The sequence below is a fragment of the Cupriavidus sp. C1SS-2L genome (genome assembly GCF_057073735.1).
The window spans coordinates 1,217,973-1,235,780 of sequence record NZ_CP172709.1 but is presented as its reverse complement, the minus strand read 5'-3'; the positions used below and the strand labels follow the sequence as shown (position 1 = coordinate 1,235,780).

Sequence of the window (17,808 nt, the reverse complement as noted above, 5' to 3'; positions counted from 1 at the left end):
ACGCGAGCCAGGATCGTCTATTTCCGGAACACGAGGCTGAAATTATTGGCCGGCATCGTCACCGGCGCATCGCAGCGCATGCCCTGCGCCTCGCCCAGAGATATCACGTCTTCCATGTCGCGCACGCCCCATTCCGGATCGGTCGCGCGGAGCTGCGCATCGAACGCGGCATTGCTCGGCGCGGTGTGGGCGCCACCACGCCGGTAAGGCCCATACAGGAACAACACGCCGCCAGCGCCAAGCAGCCGGCCCGCGCCGGCAAAGAGCGCCTGCGTGGCCACCCATGGCGAGATATGGACCATGTTGATGCAGACCACGGCATCGGCGGCATCGATACCCCACGGCTGCGCGCACACATCGAGCGCCAGCGGGGCGCGCACGTTGGTCAGGCCTGCGTGATGGGTCCAGGCAGCGATCGACGCGCGCGCCGCCGCATCAGGGTCGCTTGGCTGCCAGGTCAAGCCCGGCAGCGCCGCGGCGAAGTGCACCGCATGCTGGCCGGTGCCGCTCGCGATCTCCAGCACCGTTCCGGTCGCCGGTAGCACGTTGCGAAGCACGGCGAGGATCGGCTCGCGGTTGCGGTCCGTGGCTGGCGCGAGGCGGCGGGCATCAGGGTCAGGGGTCTGGCTCGTCATGGATTTCAACCCTGCTCCCAGGCGTTGCACCAGCCGGCTGCCGCGACCTCCTTGTCGCCGAACAGCGCGCAGCCGCCGGCGGCGCTACCCGTGTCGCCCTGATAAAGCTGGCAGTTGGCGCAGGTCTGGCTGGTCTTGTGGCTTGGGTATTTCTTCGGATCCACCTTGGTGGTGTCGGCCTTGTAGCCAACTTTCTGCGCCTGCGGCTCCTGCTCGCCGATCATGGCGGCGCTGGCGGAAGGGCTGCCGAAGAGCCCGGTGATAGCCACGCCGCCCGACAGGGCGAGCGGCAGGTATCCCAGGAACTGGCGTCTGCATGGCATGGCAGTCTCCTCTGAGGTGGGGCAAGTGGCGGCATGTGCCTGCCGCCTCGCGCAGAGGTTACTGCGGATTAGGCGGCCGGTGCAATGCCGGGCCCCCAAACGCGGTCTGCTTAAAGCTTGAACTCGCCCACCACGCCCTGGAGCTGATGGGCCTGGTCCGCCAGCGATGCCGACGCCGCTGCGGCCTGTTCCACCAGTGCCGCGTTCTGCTGCGTGACGGCATCCATTTGCGCCACGGCCTGGTTGACCTGCTCGATGCTGCTGCTCTGGTCGCGCGACGCCACCGAGATCTCGCCGAGGATGCCCGTGACACTGCGCACGGCCTGCTGGAGCTCTTCCATGGTCTGCCCGGCCTTGTCGACCAGCACGGCGCCGCCTTCGACCTGCCGCGCGGAATCGCCGATCAGCACGCGAATTTCCTTCGCGGCGGTGGCGCTGCGCTGTGCCAGTGTGCGCACTTCACCGGCAACCACGGCAAAGCCACGACCCTGCTCGCCCGCACGCGCCGCTTCCACGGCGGCATTGAGCGCCAGGATATTGGTCTGGAACGCAATGCCTTCGATAACCTGGATGATCTCGACCACCTTGTTCGAGCTGGCGCTGATCGCCTGCATGGTCTGCACCACGTCATTGACGACCACGCCGCCGCGCTCGGCGATCTCAGAGGCATTGGCAGCGATGTCATTGGCGGCGTGGGCGCGTTCGGCGTTGCGCCTCACCATATCGGTCAGGCTGCCCATGCTAGACGCCGTTTCCTGCAGCGTGGCCGCCTGTTCCTCGGTCCGCTGGGAGAGATCGGTATTGCCATCCGCGATCTGACGCGACGAGTCGGCGATCGAGTCGGTCGAGCTCTTGATCCGGCTTACCAGGTCGGTCAGGATGTCCTCCATCTTGCCCATGCCGCCGAGCAGCCGGCCGAAGGCACCGCCCTGGTCGGTGTCGAAGTCCTGGCTCAGGTCGCCGGCGGCCACGGTCTCGGCGATGTAGACGGCATCCGCGAGCGGCCGCTCGATGGCCGCGGCGAGCCACAAGGCGCCCGCCACGGCCGCCACCAGTGCTGCCAGGCCCAGGCCGAGCACGGTGTAACGCGCCGCGTCACTGCCCTCAAGCTGCGCCAGGCCCGTGCCGATGGCCGCGCCCGACAACAGCACGACCAGTCCGAAGCTGGCGCCCAGACGCGCACGGATGCTCAGATTTGCCTGCGACATTGTTGCTCTCCCCCTTTTTGTCCGATGTCTGTTTTCGATGGTCTGCCGTTGGAGTATCGGCACGGCCGCGCGGATATTTAGGGAGAACAGCCAATATAGTTGACAAGACAACTTTGGCCGGCCGGCCCTGTCCTCGGCGGGCGAGCCGTTTGCAGAAACAAAAAAGGCGGGCCGAAGCCCGCCTACTGATGTATCCCCTTGCCCGACCGGTCAGGCCTTGGCCAGCTTGATGCTCGACAGGTCAGCCGTCAGGTAGCCGACCGCCGCACCGGCCCGGTCCTTGTAGTTCGCGCGCACCAGCGGGTCCAGCGTCGGTTGCACCTTGGCGTGCAAAGTGGAACCCCAATCGCCGGCATGCTGGAAGTTGCTCATGATGTAGGTCCAGCCGTTGATCTCGTCCACGGCGTGCAGGCCGGTGGCTTCAGCGCCGGCCGGCGTCGACAGCAGGCGCGACAGCTGCCTGGTATCGACGTTGTAGGCCCACAGGAAGTTATTGACGTGCTGGCCGCTGTCCTCGCCAATGAAAAGCGTGCGCAGCTTTTCTGAGAACTTCAGGTTGTCCGGGTTGCCGATCCAGTTCGGGTCGGCCGTGTTGCCGAGGTCATCCGCGGCGATGTCGCGGCCGTTGAGCAGGCCCTTGGTGTGCACCGGCACCCATTCGCTGTCGATGGCATTGCCGTCCTGATCCTTCTGGCCGCCGTCCAGCTTGTGCTGCATGACAGCGCCGGCGTTCAGCGCGGCGTCCAGCGAGATGCCGCTCTGCGCGTTCCAGCCCTTCTTGTTCAGCACCATGGAGTCGACCACGTTCTGCAGCGCGGAGTAGGCGATCTTGTCCTTGATGTTGACCGTGGTGCCTTCCATCTTGGTGAAGCCCATGCTGCCGCCCTTCAGGTAGGCGTAGCGGTGCGTTTCCAGGAACGCAGCGGCCTTCTCCATGCCCGGCATGACCTTCACCCAGTTGGCAGCGCCGTTGTAGAAGATCTTGGTGTAGCCGGTGGCCGACGGATCGGCGATGGTCGGATCGACCAGCTTCACATCGATGACATCGGCCGGTGCAAGCGTGTCGGCCAGGTTCTCGATTTCGGCGCTGGTGGCGTGGCCCAGCTTGATCCAGCTGATGTCGCAGCCGGCGGCGGCCGGATCGATCGAGAAGCCGCTGCCGAGCTTCGCCACATACAGCGTGCCCGACGACAGGTCCGTTTCGCGGTCGGCCACGAACATGAACAGGCCGCTGTTGGTGGCGTCGTCGCCCATCAGCACGGTACGGTTGTCAGGCATGACCTGCACCAGTTCGTGCGAGATGCGGCCCACGCAATAGTGCTTGGTGATGCTGCCCGTGCCGTCCGGATTTACGCGGACTTCGGGCAGGTGGCCGTAGTGGTAAGGCTTGTAGGCCGTCTCGCTGCCGAGCAGGTTCTTGCTGAAGGCCTTGTACTGGGCGATCAGCTTCGCATCGGCGGTGAAGGCGTCGGGCTCGTATTCTTCGCTCGACAGGTGCGTGTTCCACGGCGACAGGCTGGCGCCGCAGGTAATCCACAGGCCGTGCGCTGGCGAGGTGTCCACGTTGTGGTACTTGACCAGCGTGAGCTTGCCGGTGGCCGGGTCCTGGTCCAGCGTCAGCACGGCGATGGGCGACGGCAGGCGGCCATAGGTGTCGGCTCCCGACTGGTCGCGCGTGTTGTACTCGAATTGCACCACGGCGAACACCGGGTTGCCCTTCACGCCGGCAACGCGGGCATTTTCAATCTTCAGCAGCGAGGTGCCGTCGGGCGCGTCGGAGAAGAACTGGCGCTCCTTTCCGGCCACCGAGGTATCCCGGATCGGCTGGTTGTTGATGTCGTAATAGCCGCCGGCCAGGATAGTGCCGCCCTTGCCGTCCGGCACCATGTCGCCGGTGATGAAGAACGGCTGGTAGGCGAGCTTGAACGTGCGGCTGCTGCCGTCGCTGAAGTTGACCTTCATGCTCGAGCCAACGGTCGTGGTTGCCATGGCGGCCGGATTGGCCAGCGTCGGGGCGCTCATGCCGGTGAATTCCGCGGTGGTGAAGGTCGCGTTGGGGTTGGTGGCCGGCGCGGCAATGGCCTCATCGCCACCGCCACAGCCCACGAGCAGGCCGGCGGAAGCCAGGCCCAGCGGCAGCATCGGCGCACCGGCGAGGATTTTCAGCGCCTTGCGACGCGAGGCATCAGGTTTGTCGAACATGGGTCTTTTCCGGGGAAAGTGGGGCGGCATGGCTCAAAGTGCATCCGCTTGTCATAGAAACCAGACATGGCGCGACAGCCGCGCCCTCGTCGCTGCGCATCGTAGTGGGGGTATATGACAGGAAGTTGACGATGAACCACTAAATCGCCACATCGATGACCGGGCGCGGCGCTGCGGTAAACTCCCCGTTTTGTCGTTGTTGGCCACCGTGCCTGCCTGGCAGTTCCGCTTGCCCACCTATACCCTCGCCGCCCCTGTCGACGCCGAACTCGAGATCCGCAAGAGCCGTTTTCTCGCCCTGGCGATCCCCGTTCCTGACCGCGACGCCGCCATGGCAGTCCTGCAATCACTGCGTGCGCAGCACCCCGCCGCCACGCATGTGTGCTGGGCGCTGCTTGCTGGCGGGCAGTCGGGGATGTCGGATGACGGGGAACCCTCCGGCACGGCGGGACGGCCGATCCTGGAAGTGTTGCGCCATCACGATCTCGACGGGGTGCTGGCCGCCGTGGTGCGCTACTACGGGGGTGTCAAGCTCGGCGCTGGCGGGTTGGTGCGCGCTTATACCGATGCAATTGCCGCGGCACTGAAATCCGCGGAGCGGGTCGAGCGCATTGCCTATGCAGAGCTGGCGGTGGAGGTCGACTACGCCGACGAGCCGCGCGTGCGCCGCTGGCTTGAACAGGCGGCACAGGACGGCTGCACGCTGGCGGACACCGCCTACGGCGCCATGGCGCGCCTGGTGATCCGGCTCCCCGCTACCCAGCGCGATGCTGCCCAGGCTGCCTTGCGCGACGCCACGCACGGACGTGCGCTGTTTCCACAGGCCGACGATGACGGATCCGCACACTGAAACCGGCGACGTCCCGGTGGACGAACTGGCCGAATTCACCGTGCGCGTGTTGCCCGGCGATGTCACCTTTGCCGCGCCAGCCGGCCTGAGTCTGCTCGAAGCCGGGCTGCTCGAAGGCGTCGCACTGCCCAATTCGTGCCGCAACGGAACGTGCCGTGCCTGTGCGAGCCGTTTGCGCGAGGGCGCTATCCGCTATCGGATCGACTGGCCCGGGCTCAGCCCGGATGAGAAGGATGACGGGTGGATCCTGCCTTGTGTGGCGTGTCCCGTCAGCGATGTCGTGATGGAGCCGGGCAAGCTCGAGTAGGCTTGCCCTCACCTGTCCCCGAAAAACCGCAACGCGATCCGCAACGCATCCGGTCCCCGCGGATCGGAAAAGGCCTGCGCCGCCGGCCCCCCGCTCCACGCATGCCCGAGGCCCTCGATCCTGACGAGCCGCACGAAGATTTCCCCGTCGACCAGCCAGTCAGACACCTCCGCCGGCAACCTTTGCCCACGCTGCACGCGACGCGCGCCAGGCACGACCAGCCGCACCGACGGATCCGGCAGCAAGTCCAGCCAAAGCCGCGCAGCCGTCATCGCGTTCTCCACCGAAACCACCGAATCCCTATCGCCATGCAGCAGCAGCAACGGCGGCAAAGGCCGCCCCGCCAACCATAACCGCAGTGCCTGCCGCGCCGCAGCATCCGGCACCCGGCTGCCCCGCATGGCCGCCCCGGCCTGCGCCGTGTTGCCAGCGCTGTAAGGCACCGCCCCCGCATGCGAGCTAACTCCGATAAAGCGATCCGGATAACGCAATCCCAGCATCATCGCCATCGCACCGCCGGCCGATAGCCCCATCACGCTGACGCGGTCAGGCCGCACCGGATAGCGGCCACACACATGGTCGATCATCGCCATCAGCAACGCGGCCTCGGCACTCCCGCGCGTAGCGGGACGAAACCAGTTCCAGCACCGTTGTGCGTTGCCCTGCGACGACTGCTCCGGCAGCAGCACGACGCAGCCCGCCTCCCGCGCCACGGTTACAGCGCGCGTGACCGTGGCAAAGCTCGCGGCGTCCTGGCCGCAGCCGTGCAAGAGCACGAGCATCGGCGCACGCCGCCGGGCCGTTACGCCGGCCGGTATGAAGATGCGGTAGTTGCGCTGCGCGAGCGGGCCGAGTCCGCCAACGCCTTCTTCCCAACGTCCGCTGCCGCGGCTTTGTGGCGGCGGCACGGGCGAGGCCACCCCGGACAGCGCGCGTTGCGTGGCCTTGGTGACGGCCGATGACTGCTTCACCGCGTTGCGCACGATGGCCTCGGTCATCGGCTTGGTCACCGACTTGTTGATCGCGCGGGTCATCTCGCGCCCCATGCGCCGGGCCTGGCGCGTCGCGCTCTTGCCCAACGCTGTCCATAGCCGTGCCGTGCTGCCGCCGCGGCGTCCCATGTGACTGGCCTCCCGTCCGGATTCCGTTGACGGGATCGATTGTGTCAGGCTTTCTTGTCAGGCGTATGCGCGAGCCACGGCGGCTCAGCGCGTTGCGCGGTCATGCACCGCGCGGCTGTCGGCGGGCGCCTCGTCGCGCTCGTTCAGGCCGTAGTCGCGCAACACCTGCGCCACGCGCAACCGATAGCCCGAGAACACGCCGCCGCGGCCGGCGGCCTGCGCCTGGCGGTGCTCCTCGGTGTTACGCCATGCCATGACGGCAGCCTCGTCGCGGAAGAATGACAGCGACAGGATCTTGCCGGGGTTCGTCAGGCTCTGGAAACGCTCGACCGAGATGAAGCCGTCGATGGCCTCCAGCGTGGGCCGCAACTTCGCGGCAATGTCGAGATACGTGTCCTTGCGGCCCGGTGCGGGCTCGACTTCGAAGATGACGGCGATCATGTCGTGGGTCTCCGTGAGAGATTGGGGAGGAACCAGCGCTTCAAAGGAAATGCGGGATGCGCGCGTTGTGCGAAGGCCGGTAGCGGAACGCCTGCGCCAGGGCGGTCGGCTGCGCGCCACGCGCGAGCAGCGCGTCGACAGTCGCCGCGGCAAGCGCCCGAGCGAGCGCGTCGCCGGGGCAGGCATGGCGGCCCGCGCCGAACGTCCAGGGCCTTGCGCCAGCTTCGACGGGCGCTGCGCACGACGCAGCGGCCAGTAGTACAAGCACGGCATCGCCGGCCCTGACCGGCACGCCGCACACGCGCGCATCAGCCGCAAGGAAGCGGCGTGTATTTTGCACCGGCGGATCGTCGATCGCCACGCGCACAGCCAGTTCATCGAGCCCGCGCGTGGTGGGGCTACTGCGGCCGAGCCGGACCAGCATGTTGCCGGCAAGCCCGGCCGTGGCCTCGCATGCCTGCACCATCAGGCCTATCACATTGGCCGCGACGACCTCTGGCGCGATGTCATCGGCATGCGCCGCTTGCCGCAGCGCTGGCAGCAGGCCGAGGTCTTCCGCCGGACATGGCCGCCCCGCAGGCATTTTCAGCCACTGCCCCAGCCACCGAGCCGCGTCGGCACCCGCCTCGACATCGCCGGCTGTAGCCAGCGGCGACTGCGCCGCTGCGTAGGCGGCCACGCGGGCCGCGACAGCCATGGCATCGGCGCCCGCACGCACGGGCAGGCCGAGCAGATCGGCCACCGTCACGACGGGCAGCGTGAACAGCCAGCGATTGATCGTGGCACCGTTGAGCGGCGCCATGTCCGGCACGAGATCGAGTACGCCGGCTAGCCCGGCAGAACGCGTTTTTGCCGTGGCTGCATCCATGCTGGCCATCAACCGCATCAGGATGGCTTTCAGCGGTGCGTGAGCGGCCCCGTCGTTCATGCGGATCAGACGGCCAAACAACTCGCCCGCCGCGGTGCCGGCGAGCGCAGTCGGCACCGGCTGCGACAGCGGGCGCACCCGGCAGTCGGGATGGGCCAGCACGGCTGCCACCTCCGCGCGCCCGGCTGCCACCCACAAGCCCAGCCTCTCGTCGAAACCAAACGGCTGACGCGTCGCGAGCGCACGATAGTACGGATACGGATCTGGAGCGGTGACGGCTTCAAGCGGGTCGGCAGGCATCATGGTGTGGCGGATTCGGTGTGTTGCTGATCGGCGGCGCGCAACAGGAATGCTCGCGGCGCTACAGCGTCAGACGAATCTTTGCACTGTCCACTGCCCCGAAGCTTCGTGGCGACATGAAATGTCGAATGCAGAAGCCTGGCCTCAGTCCCATTCCGGCGCCAGACCCTCGGGGTTGACTTCGCGGCCGTTGCGTTCCAGCGCGGTGATCTGCGCCATGTCGCCGGCGTCGAGCTTCAGGTCGCGCGCCAGCAGGTTGCTTGCGAGGTTCTCGCGCTTCGTCGACGACGGGATCACGGCATAGCCGAGCTGCAGCGCCCATGCGAGGGCAACCTGTGCCACCGTAGCGCCATGCTTTGCGGCGATCTGTGCGAGCACAGGGTCCGTCAGCACCTTGCCGTAAGCCAGCGTCATGTACGACGTCACTGCGATGCCCTGCTCCGTCAGGAAAGCCGTCAGCTTGCGGCTCTGCAGGTAGGGGCTCAGTTCGATCTGGTTGGTCGCGATCTCTCCCTTGCCGACCACGTCGATGGCCTGGTGCGTCAGCGCGATATTGAAGTTCGAGACGCCGATCTGGCGCGTCAGCCCCAGCGACTTCGCCGCGGCGAGCGCCTCCATGAACTCGCGCAGCGGCACGCCGTTGCCCCGCGCGGGCCAGTGGATCAGCGTCAGGTCGACATAGTCGGTGCGCAGCTTGTCCAGGCTTTCGCGCAGGCTCGGCACGAGCTTGTCGGCGGCGTAGTGCTCGGTCCAGATCTTGGTGGTGAGGAACAGCTCGTCGCGTTTCACGCCGCTTTCGGCGATGGCCTGGCCGACATCGGCCTCGTTGCCGTAGATCTGCGCAGTGTCGATGGCGCGGTAGCCGAGGTCCAGCGCGTTGTATACGGAGTCGACGGCGGCTTGGCCGGTCAGGCGGAACGTACCGACGCCGAAAGAAGGAATGCTCATGAGGGGACTCCTGTGTGGCAGCAAGAGATAACTTGGAATGGAGCCAGTTTGCCGGCTTTACATTTGCAAATTAAGCCGTGTATAAGTCAAATTCATTTGATTTGAAATCAACAATGAAGACGACCATCGACGAACTGCTGGCCTTTGCGGCTGTCGTGGATACGGGTTCGATCACAGCAGCCGCGGAACAGCTCGACCTAACGGTATCCGCCACCAGCCGCACGCTGAGCCGGCTCGAAGAAAAGCTGCAGACCACGCTGCTGCGCCGGACCACGCGGCGATTGGAGCTGACGGAGGAAGGCGTGGCATTCCTGACCCATGCACGCGCCATTCTCGCCATGGTCGACGACGCGGAAGAGCAGATGGCGGCACGTCGCATGCGCCCCGTGGGACGCCTGCGCGTCGATGCGGCGACGCCCTTCATGCTGCACGTGCTTGTGCCGCTGGTGGAAGGCTTCCGGGCACGCTACCCGGACGTGGAACTGGAACTGCACTCGAACGAGGGCATCATCGACCTGATCGAGAAGCGGACCGATGTGGCGTTCCGCATCGGCTCGCTCAAGGACTCGACGCTGCATGCGCGGCCGATCGGCACCAGCCGCGTGCGGGTGCTGGCCAGCCCCGATTACCTGAAACGACACGGCATACCGACCAGACCTGCCCAGCTTGCGCAGCATGCGTTGCTCGGCTTCAGCCAGCCCGATTCGCTCAACGACTGGCCATTGCGCGACGACGACGGCAGCATCGTGCACATCAAACCGGCCATTGCGTCATCGAGCGGCGAAACGCTCAGGAGCCTGGCACTGGCCGGCCAGGGGATCGTCTGCCTGTCGGACTTCATGACACGCGAAGACCGCCACAGTGGCCGGCTGGTGCCACTGTTTGCACGGCAGACGCTAGACGAGCGTCAGCCGATCAACGCCGTCTACTATCGCAATACGGCATTGGCGTCGCGCATCACCTGCTTCGTCGATCATGTGGTTGAGGTGCTGGGCAAGCAACCGTTCGACGAATAGCCGGCCTGGTAGCGCTCGCCCTGAATTCAACAGCAAGCAGCGGAGTTTCGAGAACGGCCTCGGTCCTTACATTGGCATCACACGTCATCACAAAGAGTGAGCCACCATGAAGACTGATCCAATGCAGCAGGCGCAAAGCATGAAAGCGCGTTCTGCGGATATCAGCACAGCATTCGACTGGACCGAAGTGGGCAGGTCACTGGATGAACACGGCAATGCGGTCTTGCAGGGCATGCTGACGCCGAAGCAATGCGAGACGCTGGCTGCGCTATACGACCGCGACGAGTTGTACCGCTCGCGCGTCGTAATGGCCCGCCACGGCTTCGGACGCGGCGAGTACAAGTACTTCGCCTATCCGCTGCCGCCATTGCTGGACGAGCTTCGCCACACGTTGTATCCGCCGCTCGCGGCGATCGCCAATCGCTGGAATGCGCTGATGCGCGTGGACGTGCAGTACCCCGACGGACTGGAAGCCTTCCTCGGCCGATGCCATCGCGCAGGCCAGACCCGGCCGACGCCGCTGATCCTGCAGTACGGGCCCGGCGACTACAACTGCCTGCATCAGGACCTCTACGGGACCCACGTGTTTCCGCTGCAGGTCGCGATCCTGCTCTCCGAGCCGGGCCGCGATTTCGAAGGCGGGGAGTTCGTCATGACCGAAAGCGCCGCGCATGGCCAGCGCGCCGAAGTCGTCGCGCTGCGGCAAGGCGATGCCGTGGTGTTCACTGTCAACCAGCGACCGGTGCCGGGCCTGCGCGGCGGCACGCGCAAAGTCGCAATGCGCCATGGCGTCAGTGTTGTGCGCAGCGGCAGGCGTCATACGGTCGGGCTGATTTTTCACGACGCGCAATAGCCGGCGTTGAGCGCCTCGACGCACTATGGCTCGGGACGAGACTCGACTGAATCCACGCGCAGGCCCGGCATCCATGTGTCCTTGCCCGGCGCGCGCGTGACGGTACCGTGCACGGTCGCGAGCTGATTGAACTGCTCGCGTGCCGCAGCCACGGTCATGCCGGTCAGCTCCCACGCCGGTCCGTCGTCCTGCTGCAGCACGATCATGGGAAACATGGCATTGCCCTTGACCCGGATCTTGCCTTCCAGTGTGATGTGGGCACCGACCGACGGCGTAAAGCATGCGGTAAGGGTACAGGCGGCAACGATGAGGGCCGCAGGTAGTCGTCTGAACATGGACTCGTATGGCAGAGCCGGCATAAGGTGATGCAATGTCCGCCTGATGCCGGCGTTCCGGTCAGTGAACCACAACCGTGAGCGTCATGCCTGCCGGCAGCTTGACGGTCTCATTGTAGGTGCCCTGCACAGCCTGCCGCACGACCGGGAACGTCGCGTACGGTTCGAGCATGTCAGGCACGGCAGTGGCCAATGTCCGGATCCCCGTGTAGAGACTCGGGTCGATCACGGGCAAGGTAAAGCCGCCGTCAATGCGCGCCGGATATCCGTAGCCGGCCGGCGACCCCGCGGCAGGCATCAAAGATCCCGACGTGGTCGACCAGCGCAGCACCTCGTCCGCCAGGCTCGATGCTGGTTTGGCGTTCCTTATTGCCGCATCCAGTACCGCCACCGAATCGGCATGCGATGTGCGCGAGAGCAGGTCCTTGTAGAAATCAAGCCCCAGCTGGCGGTTGAGGAACCCGCCCAGCGACCCGGACACGGAATAGCTCTCGCACTTCGTTCCGAAGCCGGTGAATCTCAGCAGGTTGCAGTTGAGATTGCCGCCCTTGTAACCGATGTAGTCGATAAAACGGTTGTCACGGATGTTGTTGTACCCGTCATTGACGCGCAAGCTGGCAAAGTCTTCCATCATCATGGCCGTCATTTCCTCCAGCCAGACATTGAAGCCGTATTGGCCACCGGCCAGTACGCTGCGTCGATAGAAGTTCTGCAAGTGCATGCCTTCGTGCGCCATGGCAAGCAGAATATCTTCTCTGCCAGGCTCGCCGCCGAGGTACAGCGTTTCCGCGTCCAGGTAGAGCGACACCGATTCGTTGCTGTCCGGCCGGCTTGTCTTCAGAAACGCGTTCTGCGACCAGAAGTAGCCGAGCTTGCCGTACGGCTGCGCGTTGCGGTCGAAGTTCAGGATCACGATATCGACCGGCTGGCCCTCGGACGCAATCATCGAACTGCCGTACTGGTGCGGTCCCCACAGCGGGCCGCCAACGGATTTCAGCATGTCATAGATGCCGCCGGCGTTGGAGAATCCTGCCACGAGCGCATCGAGATGCGCGGACGACACCTTCTGTGGCGTACTTTCCGCGGTTTCCACCCAGTAGTTGACCGTTACGCCGTCCGACGCCGTGGCTTGCCTGACGAGCGTGGCGGCGCGCGTGGTGCCGTCCGCACTGTACCAGTTGCGGGTATCGTTCACCGCCCATTGGACCGGCGCCGCGACCGAAAAGCGCGGCGCCGCGCCCTGGCGCGCGTACTGCTGCCAGCCGGTACGGTTGAACTCCATGATTTGCTCGTCATGTCCGCCGTGCGCGCGGGCACCGGCGTCTCGGCCGCGCAGCATCGATTGCCGCATGCTTGACGAGCTGCCCGCCGTCAGCGAAATCCCCTGCACGGTCAGCTCGCTGCCAGTCGTGTTGGTAAAGACCAGCGTGAGGTCCTGCCCCGTCAGTCCTGCGATCTGCACTGGCACATCGGCGCTGCTTGCTGTGTCGTTTTTTGCTCGCCATATGCCGACGCCCGAACCAGAGTAAGACAGCGCCACGGAAGGCGGACACCCTTCGCAAGCCAGTGCGAGAGTGTTCTTCGGTGCTCCGGCCGGTGCCGCACCGGGCGTGCCCAACGGCGCGTTTCCCGCCGGCGCGCCTGGCTGGGCCACTGGTGTATTCACGGGCGTCTGCGCGGCCGGTGAAGACGAAGCGGTTGCATCGCCACCGCTATCGCCACCGCCGCCACAGCCTGCCAGCGCCACACTGAGCAACGTGGCAGCAGCCACTGACCCCTTGAAATATTGCTTGCGCGATGCGCGCATAATGACTCTCCCGATTTAAAAGTAAATGCCAGCCGCAATGAGCGTGGCGATACAGGACTGCCGTCTTGGAAGCCCTGCTTCCTGCCATGCGTCGATCTTTCAGGGCGTCGACGCTATGGCTGGAACCCCTCAGGAAGCCATGAGCTAGCCAGAATCCGCACGATGGCTGAACTGGCCATCGTCATCGCGGCGAGGCAATGCCACCATCTGAATTTCCTTGAAGATGAATCAGGGAAATTCCCGGCTTCCTTCCGTATTTTTTTGTTGCGCCATTCTGCGAGCCAGCGCACGGTGACTCAATGGGACAGCAGGAGGACAAATGAAATGACTGTGGCGCGGATGTCTAACCGGCCATGGCGGAGTGGCTTATCGCTTGACGGGAGCGCTCGGCAGGCGTTGCACCCGCGAGCCTTTCCGATTTGCTCTGCAAACCGGCAGCGAAAGCTACGTTCCGCTACCGGCGAAGATCGACATCTTGCGCGAGATATGGTCCAGCATCGCAAGCGCCGCCGCCGGCAAGGGCCGGCCGGCCTTGACCAGCAGCCGTGCCTGCGTGCCCTGGAACAGCGGATGATCGAGCGGCACCGCCGCAAGGGTGCCGGCCGCGATCTCGCGATACGCGGCGAACTCGCCGATCAGCGTCATGAAGTTTTCGTAGGCGACGAACTGCTTGAGCGCCGTCAGGGAGTTGCTGACCAGCGTCGGGCGGATCCGGATGTTCTCGGCAAACTCCAGCATCTGCAGCGCGTGCCCGACGCCAAACGATGCCGGCATCATCGCGAGCGGGTAGGACTGCAAGTCCGCCACGCTGGCCGGTCCGCCGCGCAACGCCAGCGGGTGATCGTGCCGGACCAGCAGCACGACCGGCTGCGGCGCGCTCGCACGGTATTCGATGCGCGGATGCGGCGGCGGATTGTAGGCAAGGCCGATGTGCGCACGGCTCTCTGCCACTTCGTTCAGAACGTCGTCGACCGGCAGGATCTCCAGCTGGACGTCGAGCTTCGGGTACTGCGCGCAAAACGGGGCCAGCACCTCGTTGACCAGCGGGTCCACGTAGCCCTCGCTCATGGCCAGCTGGACTTCGCCTTGCTGCAGACCCTTGAGCGCATGCAACTGGTCTTCGAGCTTCTCCTGGTGAGAACGGTACCCGCGCCAGAACTCGATCAAATGCGCAGCCGCCGCCGTTGGCCGCAAGCCGCGCGGCTCGCGCTCGAACAGCGTGGCGCCAAGCTCTTCTTCCAGTAGCCGGATCTGCCGGGTGATGACCGACGGCGCGGTATTGAGACTGTCCGCCGCCCCACGGATCGTGCCCTGCGCGAGGACTTCACGAAAGTACCGCAAGCGCTGCTGATTGATCTCACGCATAGGAGGACATCCACTGAATCGATGAGCGGGCGATGCGCCACCTTACCTGAAGCAGGCAGCGTTTGCTCGATGGACGCGCTGCCGCGTAAGGGGGCGGGCTGCGTTGCTCAAAAGGGAACGATGTGTGAGCACAGTTGCTCTTTGCCGGCTCCCGCTGCGCTGTCACCATCGGCTCTACTAGAAGCGCCGATTGCGCGCAATACCACAGGAGACCGGCATGATCGCAGTTCCCACCACAAGCGCCGCTGACGACGCCTCCTCGCTTTACAGCAAGATCAACTGGCGATTGCTGCCCTTCCTGCTGACCTGTTACCTGTTCGCGTACCTGGACCGGGTCAATGTCGGCTTTGCAAAGCTGCAGATGCAAGGCGATCTCGGCTTCTCCGATGCCGCCTACGGCGTAGGCGCGGGCATTTTCTTCATCGGTTATGTGCTTTTCGAGATACCCAGCAACCTGCTGCTGCCGCGTGTCGGCGCGCGCAAGACCTTCAGCCGCATCCTGGTGCTGTGGGGCATCACTTCCGCCTGCATGCTCTTTGTACGCAATGTGCCAATGTTCTACGCCATGCGCTTCCTGCTGGGCGTGTTCGAGGCGGGCTTCGCTCCCGGCATGATCTATTACCTCTCGTGCTGGTACGGTCCGCAACGGATGGCGCGCGCCATTGCCATCGTCTTCCTGGCCGGTCCGATCGGCGGCATTGTCGGCGGCCCCGTGTCGGCCTGGCTGATGACCTCGCTTGCCGGCACCGCTGGCCTGACAGGCTGGCAGTGGATGTTCCTGGTCGAGGGGCTGCCTTGCATCCTGCTGGGCATCCTGGCGCTGTCGTTCGTGCCGGACCGGCCTGCCGACGCAGCGTGGCTGAACGCGGATGAACGGCGCCGGCTGGAAGCGGAACTCCATGTCCCCGGGGCGCACAAGCATTCGTTCATGGCCGTGGCGAAGGACGCAAGGGTCTACGTGCTGGCGCTCGCCTACTTCTGCATCATCGCCGCGATCTATGCCATCAGCTTCTGGCTGCCGACCTTCATCAAGGCACAGGGCGTGACCGATACCGTGCAACTCGGCTGGTACTCCGCCATCCCCTATGTGGCCGCCGCGTTCGGCATGTATTTCATGGGCCGCAGGTCCGACCGCGTGGGCGAGCGGCGCTTCCACAGCGCGCTGCCCGCCCTCGCTGCCGGGCTGTTGCTGGGTGCCTCGACACTGGCCGATGGCAATCTCGTCCTGACGCTGGCCCTGCTCACGCTTGCCACCATGGGCCTGTGGATGGCCTACACCGTGTTCTGGGCCATGCCCGCCGAGTACATCAAGGGCCCGGCGGCGGCCGGCGGCATTGCGCTGATCAATACCATCGGGTTGTCGGGCGGCTTCTGGGGTCCCGCCATTATCGGGTGGGCCAAGACCGCGACGGGCACCCTGCACCTCGGCATACTGGCCATGGCTTGCCTGCCTGTGGCCGCCGCCCTGATCATTCTCGCTAACAAGCTGCCCGCGAAGCGGTAGCCAATCTGGAAGCAGTGCGCCGCTGCCTGGCTCGTACTGCCTTGTCAAACAGGTCCGGTTTCCGGTGGGAACGGACAAAGAAAGGAGTCATCATGCTTTTGCATCTGTCGACCTGGGCGGAAATCGAGCAGTTCCTGAAACGCAGCCGCACGATCGTCATTCCCATCGGTTCGAACGAGCAGCACGGGCCAACCGGGCTGCTCGGGACCGACTGGCTGTGCCCCGAGATCATTGCGCGCGAAGCGGAAAGGGAAAAGGCCGCCGATATCCTCGTCGGGCCCACCTTCAATATCGGCATGGCCCAGCATCACCTTGGCTTTCCCGGCACCATCAGCCTGCGCCCGTCCACCTTTATCGCCGCGATCGGCGACTGGACGCGCTCGCTGGTGGGCCATGGCTTCGAGAAGATCCTGTTCCTCAACGGGCACGGCGGCAATATCGCCTCGATTGAAGCGGCATTCTCGGAGATCTATGCCGAGGCGAGCTTTGCCGGCCGCCGCGCGGGCTTCGCGCTGAAGCTGTGCAACTGGTGGGATCTGGAAGGCGTGGGCGAACTGGCGCGCGAACAGTTCCCGACGGGTCATGGCTCGCATGCCACGCCGTCGGAAATTGCCATTACGCAATGGGCGTTTCCCGCCGCCATCAAGCTGGCCGACTACGCACCGAAGATCGCGCCTTCGGGCCCGATCCGCGAGGCGCACGACTTCCGCGCTCGGTTCCCTGATGGCCGCATCGGCTCCGATCCGGGCCTGGCAACGCCGGAGAAAGGCGAAGCGCTGGTCAGGCTGGCAGCGCGCAGCCTTGCCCAGGAACTGGACAGCTTCGGCCGCGAAATGATTCCTGCCTGAATCACGTCTGGGTCGATATGGGAAAGGCTTTGACGGCAGCATGAACTTGCCGCCATGTAACAAGCCGACGCCGGCTAAACAGCAGCCGGCGTCGGTCAGGAAGCAGCCCGCGTGATCCACGGGCCCGTGGCTCAGACCACGTTGATCGTGACATCGATGTTGCCGCGGGTCATCTTGGAGTACGGGCAGGTCTGGTGCGCCTTTTCTACCAACGCCTGCGCGGTGTCCGAGGGAATGCCCGGCAGGCTGACATTGAGCCGCGCCTGCAGAAAATAGGCATCGTCCGTGGTGCCGAGGTCCACCTCTGCGTCCACGGCGACATCGGCCGGAAGCTTGACCTTCAACACGCTGGCGGCCTTGCCCATCGCGCCGATGAAGCAGGCAGACCAGCCCGCGGCGAACAGCTGCTCCGGGTTCGTGCCGCTGCCGGTGCTGCCCGGAGGCGAGAGCTTGATGTCCAGGCGCCCGTCGTTGCTGCGCGCCGCGCCGTCGCGGCCGCCAGTGGTGTGGGTCTTGCCGGTGTACAGAACGTGTTCGATCTTGGTCATGATTGAGGTCTCACCTTGTGTGCTCGATAGTGTGGCAATGGCTTCAGGTCGGGCCTGTCGCCGCAGTGCAACGCAGGGGGAGCCGGGACATCCGGATTGGATGCCATGTCCGCCGCGCTGGTGCATGCATTTGAAGGGACCGGTGTATCCCCGCTGTAGCGGCATACCGGCGATGTTGTGAGCCCACGTATCAGCATTCCTCGCTGATACACGCGCATACAAAGGCGCCGCCGGCATGTAGGCGTCGCGCGCACTTGTTCCGCGATGTACCAATTGCTGTAAGCGGCGATGCCTTTATGCAGAACGCCCGCGTCACTACAGTGCTCTGC

Annotated in this window: 18 protein-coding genes; 6 read left to right on the top strand and 12 right to left on the bottom strand. The window is 65.1% G+C overall.

All coding sequences use genetic code 11. From position 1 onward, the window contains the following. Positions 1-17: 17 nt before the first annotated feature. The 4 genes from ACIGJG_RS23355 to ACIGJG_RS23340 all read right to left on the bottom strand — a co-directional run bounded on the left by ACIGJG_RS23355 (position 18) and on the right by ACIGJG_RS23340 (position 4,368). Complete coding sequence (locus ACIGJG_RS23355) at positions 18-635, bottom strand: DUF938 domain-containing protein (protein ID WP_011301221.1); 618 nt, start codon at positions 633-635, stop codon at positions 18-20. A gap of 5 nt (positions 636-640) precedes the next feature. Continuing rightward, positions 641-958, bottom strand: coding sequence for a high-potential iron-sulfur protein (locus ACIGJG_RS23350; protein ID WP_011301222.1), 318 nt, complete (start codon positions 956-958; stop codon positions 641-643). 110 nt (positions 959-1,068) lie between these two features. Then, positions 1,069-2,166 carry a methyl-accepting chemotaxis protein gene (locus tag ACIGJG_RS23345; RefSeq protein ID WP_011301223.1) on the bottom strand — a complete coding sequence of 366 codons (1,098 nt, stop codon included), beginning with the start codon at positions 2,164-2,166 and terminating at the stop codon, positions 1,069-1,071. 210 nt (positions 2,167-2,376) lie between these two features. After that, positions 2,377-4,368 (bottom strand): PhoX family protein, encoded by a 1,992-nt coding sequence (locus ACIGJG_RS23340; RefSeq protein WP_140949400.1) that lies wholly within the window; start codon positions 4,366-4,368, stop codon positions 2,377-2,379. 229 nt (positions 4,369-4,597) lie between these two features. Between ACIGJG_RS23340 and ACIGJG_RS23335 the strand changes: the two genes are divergently transcribed. Both ACIGJG_RS23335 and ACIGJG_RS23330 read left to right on the top strand, forming a co-directional pair. Continuing rightward, positions 4,598-5,218: an IMPACT family protein gene (locus ACIGJG_RS23335; protein ID WP_220630050.1), complete on the top strand. Its 621-nt coding sequence runs from the start codon at positions 4,598-4,600 to the stop codon at positions 5,216-5,218. After that, positions 5,199-5,525 (top strand): 2Fe-2S iron-sulfur cluster-binding protein, encoded by a 327-nt coding sequence (locus ACIGJG_RS23330; RefSeq protein ID WP_220630049.1) that lies wholly within the window; start codon positions 5,199-5,201, stop codon positions 5,523-5,525. The genes ACIGJG_RS23335 and ACIGJG_RS23330 overlap by 20 nt, the downstream gene beginning before the upstream one ends. Before the next feature lie 8 nt (positions 5,526-5,533). On the opposite strand, the gene ACIGJG_RS23325 is transcribed toward ACIGJG_RS23330, so the two are convergent. The 4 genes from ACIGJG_RS23325 to dkgB form a co-directional block, all read right to left on the bottom strand. Next, positions 5,534-6,646, bottom strand: a complete 1,113-nt coding sequence (locus tag ACIGJG_RS23325) for an extracellular catalytic domain type 1 short-chain-length polyhydroxyalkanoate depolymerase (RefSeq protein ID WP_011301227.1) — start codon at positions 6,644-6,646, stop codon at positions 5,534-5,536. 84 nt (positions 6,647-6,730) lie between these two features. Next, on the bottom strand, positions 6,731-7,087 hold the full coding sequence (locus tag ACIGJG_RS23320) for an antibiotic biosynthesis monooxygenase family protein (protein ID WP_011301228.1): 357 nt from the start codon (positions 7,085-7,087) through the stop codon (positions 6,731-6,733). Between the two features lie 40 nt (positions 7,088-7,127). Next, the gene (locus ACIGJG_RS23315) at positions 7,128-8,258 is read right to left on the bottom strand and encodes a cytochrome P450 (protein ID WP_483673990.1); all 1,131 of its coding nucleotides are present in this window, start codon (positions 8,256-8,258) and stop codon (positions 7,128-7,130) included. Positions 8,259-8,399: 141 nt separating this feature from the next. Beyond that, positions 8,400-9,203: a 2,5-didehydrogluconate reductase DkgB gene (gene dkgB, locus ACIGJG_RS23310; RefSeq protein ID WP_483673989.1), complete on the bottom strand. Its 804-nt coding sequence runs from the start codon at positions 9,201-9,203 to the stop codon at positions 8,400-8,402. A 113-nt stretch (positions 9,204-9,316) separates the two neighbouring features. On the opposite strand from dkgB, the gene ACIGJG_RS23305 reads away from it, so the two are divergent. Continuing rightward, positions 9,317-10,219: a LysR substrate-binding domain-containing protein gene (locus ACIGJG_RS23305; RefSeq protein ID WP_483673988.1), complete on the top strand. Its 903-nt coding sequence runs from the start codon at positions 9,317-9,319 to the stop codon at positions 10,217-10,219. Between the two features lie 139 nt (positions 10,220-10,358). Next, positions 10,359-11,072 (top strand): 2OG-Fe(II) oxygenase, encoded by a 714-nt coding sequence (locus ACIGJG_RS23300; protein WP_140949394.1) that lies wholly within the window; start codon positions 10,359-10,361, stop codon positions 11,070-11,072. Between the two features lie 23 nt (positions 11,073-11,095). Here the strand turns inward: ACIGJG_RS23300 and ACIGJG_RS23295 are convergent, their stop codons facing one another. From ACIGJG_RS23295 to ACIGJG_RS23285, 3 genes are all read right to left on the bottom strand, one after another. Beyond that, a complete protein-coding gene (locus ACIGJG_RS23295) occupies positions 11,096-11,407 on the bottom strand; it encodes a hypothetical protein (RefSeq protein WP_041680597.1) in 312 nt (103 codons plus the stop codon). A gap of 61 nt (positions 11,408-11,468) precedes the next feature. Next, the gene (locus ACIGJG_RS23290; RefSeq protein WP_483673987.1) at positions 11,469-13,214 is read right to left on the bottom strand and encodes a M30 family zinc metallopeptidase; all 1,746 of its coding nucleotides are present in this window, start codon (positions 13,212-13,214) and stop codon (positions 11,469-11,471) included. A gap of 444 nt (positions 13,215-13,658) precedes the next feature. Beyond that, complete coding sequence (locus ACIGJG_RS23285; protein ID WP_483673986.1) at positions 13,659-14,579, bottom strand: LysR family transcriptional regulator; 921 nt, start codon at positions 14,577-14,579, stop codon at positions 13,659-13,661. 217 nt (positions 14,580-14,796) lie between these two features. Here ACIGJG_RS23285 and ACIGJG_RS23280 point away from each other — a divergent pair, with 217 nt between their 5' ends. Together ACIGJG_RS23280 and ACIGJG_RS23275 are read left to right on the top strand one after the other, a co-directional pair. Further along, positions 14,797-16,083, top strand: coding sequence for an MFS transporter (locus ACIGJG_RS23280; protein ID WP_011301236.1), 1,287 nt, complete (start codon positions 14,797-14,799; stop codon positions 16,081-16,083). A gap of 92 nt (positions 16,084-16,175) precedes the next feature. Next, on the top strand, positions 16,176-16,931 hold the full coding sequence (locus ACIGJG_RS23275; RefSeq protein ID WP_011301237.1) for a creatininase family protein: 756 nt from the start codon (positions 16,176-16,178) through the stop codon (positions 16,929-16,931). Between the two features lie 131 nt (positions 16,932-17,062). Here ACIGJG_RS23275 and ACIGJG_RS23270 read toward each other — a convergent pair whose 3' ends face one another. Next, a complete protein-coding gene (locus tag ACIGJG_RS23270; protein WP_011301238.1) occupies positions 17,063-17,479 on the bottom strand; it encodes an organic hydroperoxide resistance protein in 417 nt (138 codons plus the stop codon). Between the last annotated feature and the right edge of the window lie 329 nt (positions 17,480-17,808).

Excerpts from the sequence above, each read along its gene's own strand:
- ACIGJG_RS23355 (WP_011301221.1), bottom strand. The coding sequence starts at position 635 with ATGACGAGCCAGACCCCTGACCCTGATGCCCGCCGCCTCGCGCCAGCC.
- ACIGJG_RS23350 (WP_011301222.1), bottom strand. The coding sequence starts at position 958 with ATGCCATGCAGACGCCAGTTCCTGGGATACCTGCCGCTCGCCCTGTCG.
- ACIGJG_RS23345 (WP_011301223.1), bottom strand. The coding sequence starts at position 2,166 with ATGTCGCAGGCAAATCTGAGCATCCGTGCGCGTCTGGGCGCCAGCTTC.
- ACIGJG_RS23340 (WP_140949400.1), bottom strand. The coding sequence starts at position 4,368 with ATGTTCGACAAACCTGATGCCTCGCGTCGCAAGGCGCTGAAAATCCTC.
- ACIGJG_RS23330 (WP_220630049.1), top strand. The coding sequence starts at position 5,199 with ATGACGGATCCGCACACTGAAACCGGCGACGTCCCGGTGGACGAACTG.
- ACIGJG_RS23325 (WP_011301227.1), bottom strand. The coding sequence starts at position 6,646 with ATGGGACGCCGCGGCGGCAGCACGGCACGGCTATGGACAGCGTTGGGC.
- ACIGJG_RS23320 (WP_011301228.1), bottom strand. The coding sequence starts at position 7,087 with ATGATCGCCGTCATCTTCGAAGTCGAGCCCGCACCGGGCCGCAAGGAC.
- ACIGJG_RS23315 (WP_483673990.1), bottom strand. The coding sequence starts at position 8,258 with ATGATGCCTGCCGACCCGCTTGAAGCCGTCACCGCTCCAGATCCGTAT.
- dkgB (WP_483673989.1), bottom strand. The coding sequence starts at position 9,203 with ATGAGCATTCCTTCTTTCGGCGTCGGTACGTTCCGCCTGACCGGCCAA.
- ACIGJG_RS23305 (WP_483673988.1), top strand. The coding sequence starts at position 9,317 with ATGAAGACGACCATCGACGAACTGCTGGCCTTTGCGGCTGTCGTGGAT.
- ACIGJG_RS23300 (WP_140949394.1), top strand. The coding sequence starts at position 10,359 with ATGAAAGCGCGTTCTGCGGATATCAGCACAGCATTCGACTGGACCGAA.
- ACIGJG_RS23295 (WP_041680597.1), bottom strand. The coding sequence starts at position 11,407 with ATGTTCAGACGACTACCTGCGGCCCTCATCGTTGCCGCCTGTACCCTT.
- ACIGJG_RS23290 (WP_483673987.1), bottom strand. The coding sequence starts at position 13,214 with ATGCGCGCATCGCGCAAGCAATATTTCAAGGGGTCAGTGGCTGCTGCC.
- ACIGJG_RS23285 (WP_483673986.1), bottom strand. The coding sequence starts at position 14,579 with ATGCGTGAGATCAATCAGCAGCGCTTGCGGTACTTTCGTGAAGTCCTC.
- ACIGJG_RS23280 (WP_011301236.1), top strand. The coding sequence starts at position 14,797 with ATGATCGCAGTTCCCACCACAAGCGCCGCTGACGACGCCTCCTCGCTT.
- ACIGJG_RS23275 (WP_011301237.1), top strand. The coding sequence starts at position 16,176 with ATGCTTTTGCATCTGTCGACCTGGGCGGAAATCGAGCAGTTCCTGAAA.
- ACIGJG_RS23270 (WP_011301238.1), bottom strand. The coding sequence starts at position 17,479 with ATGACCAAGATCGAACACGTTCTGTACACCGGCAAGACCCACACCACT.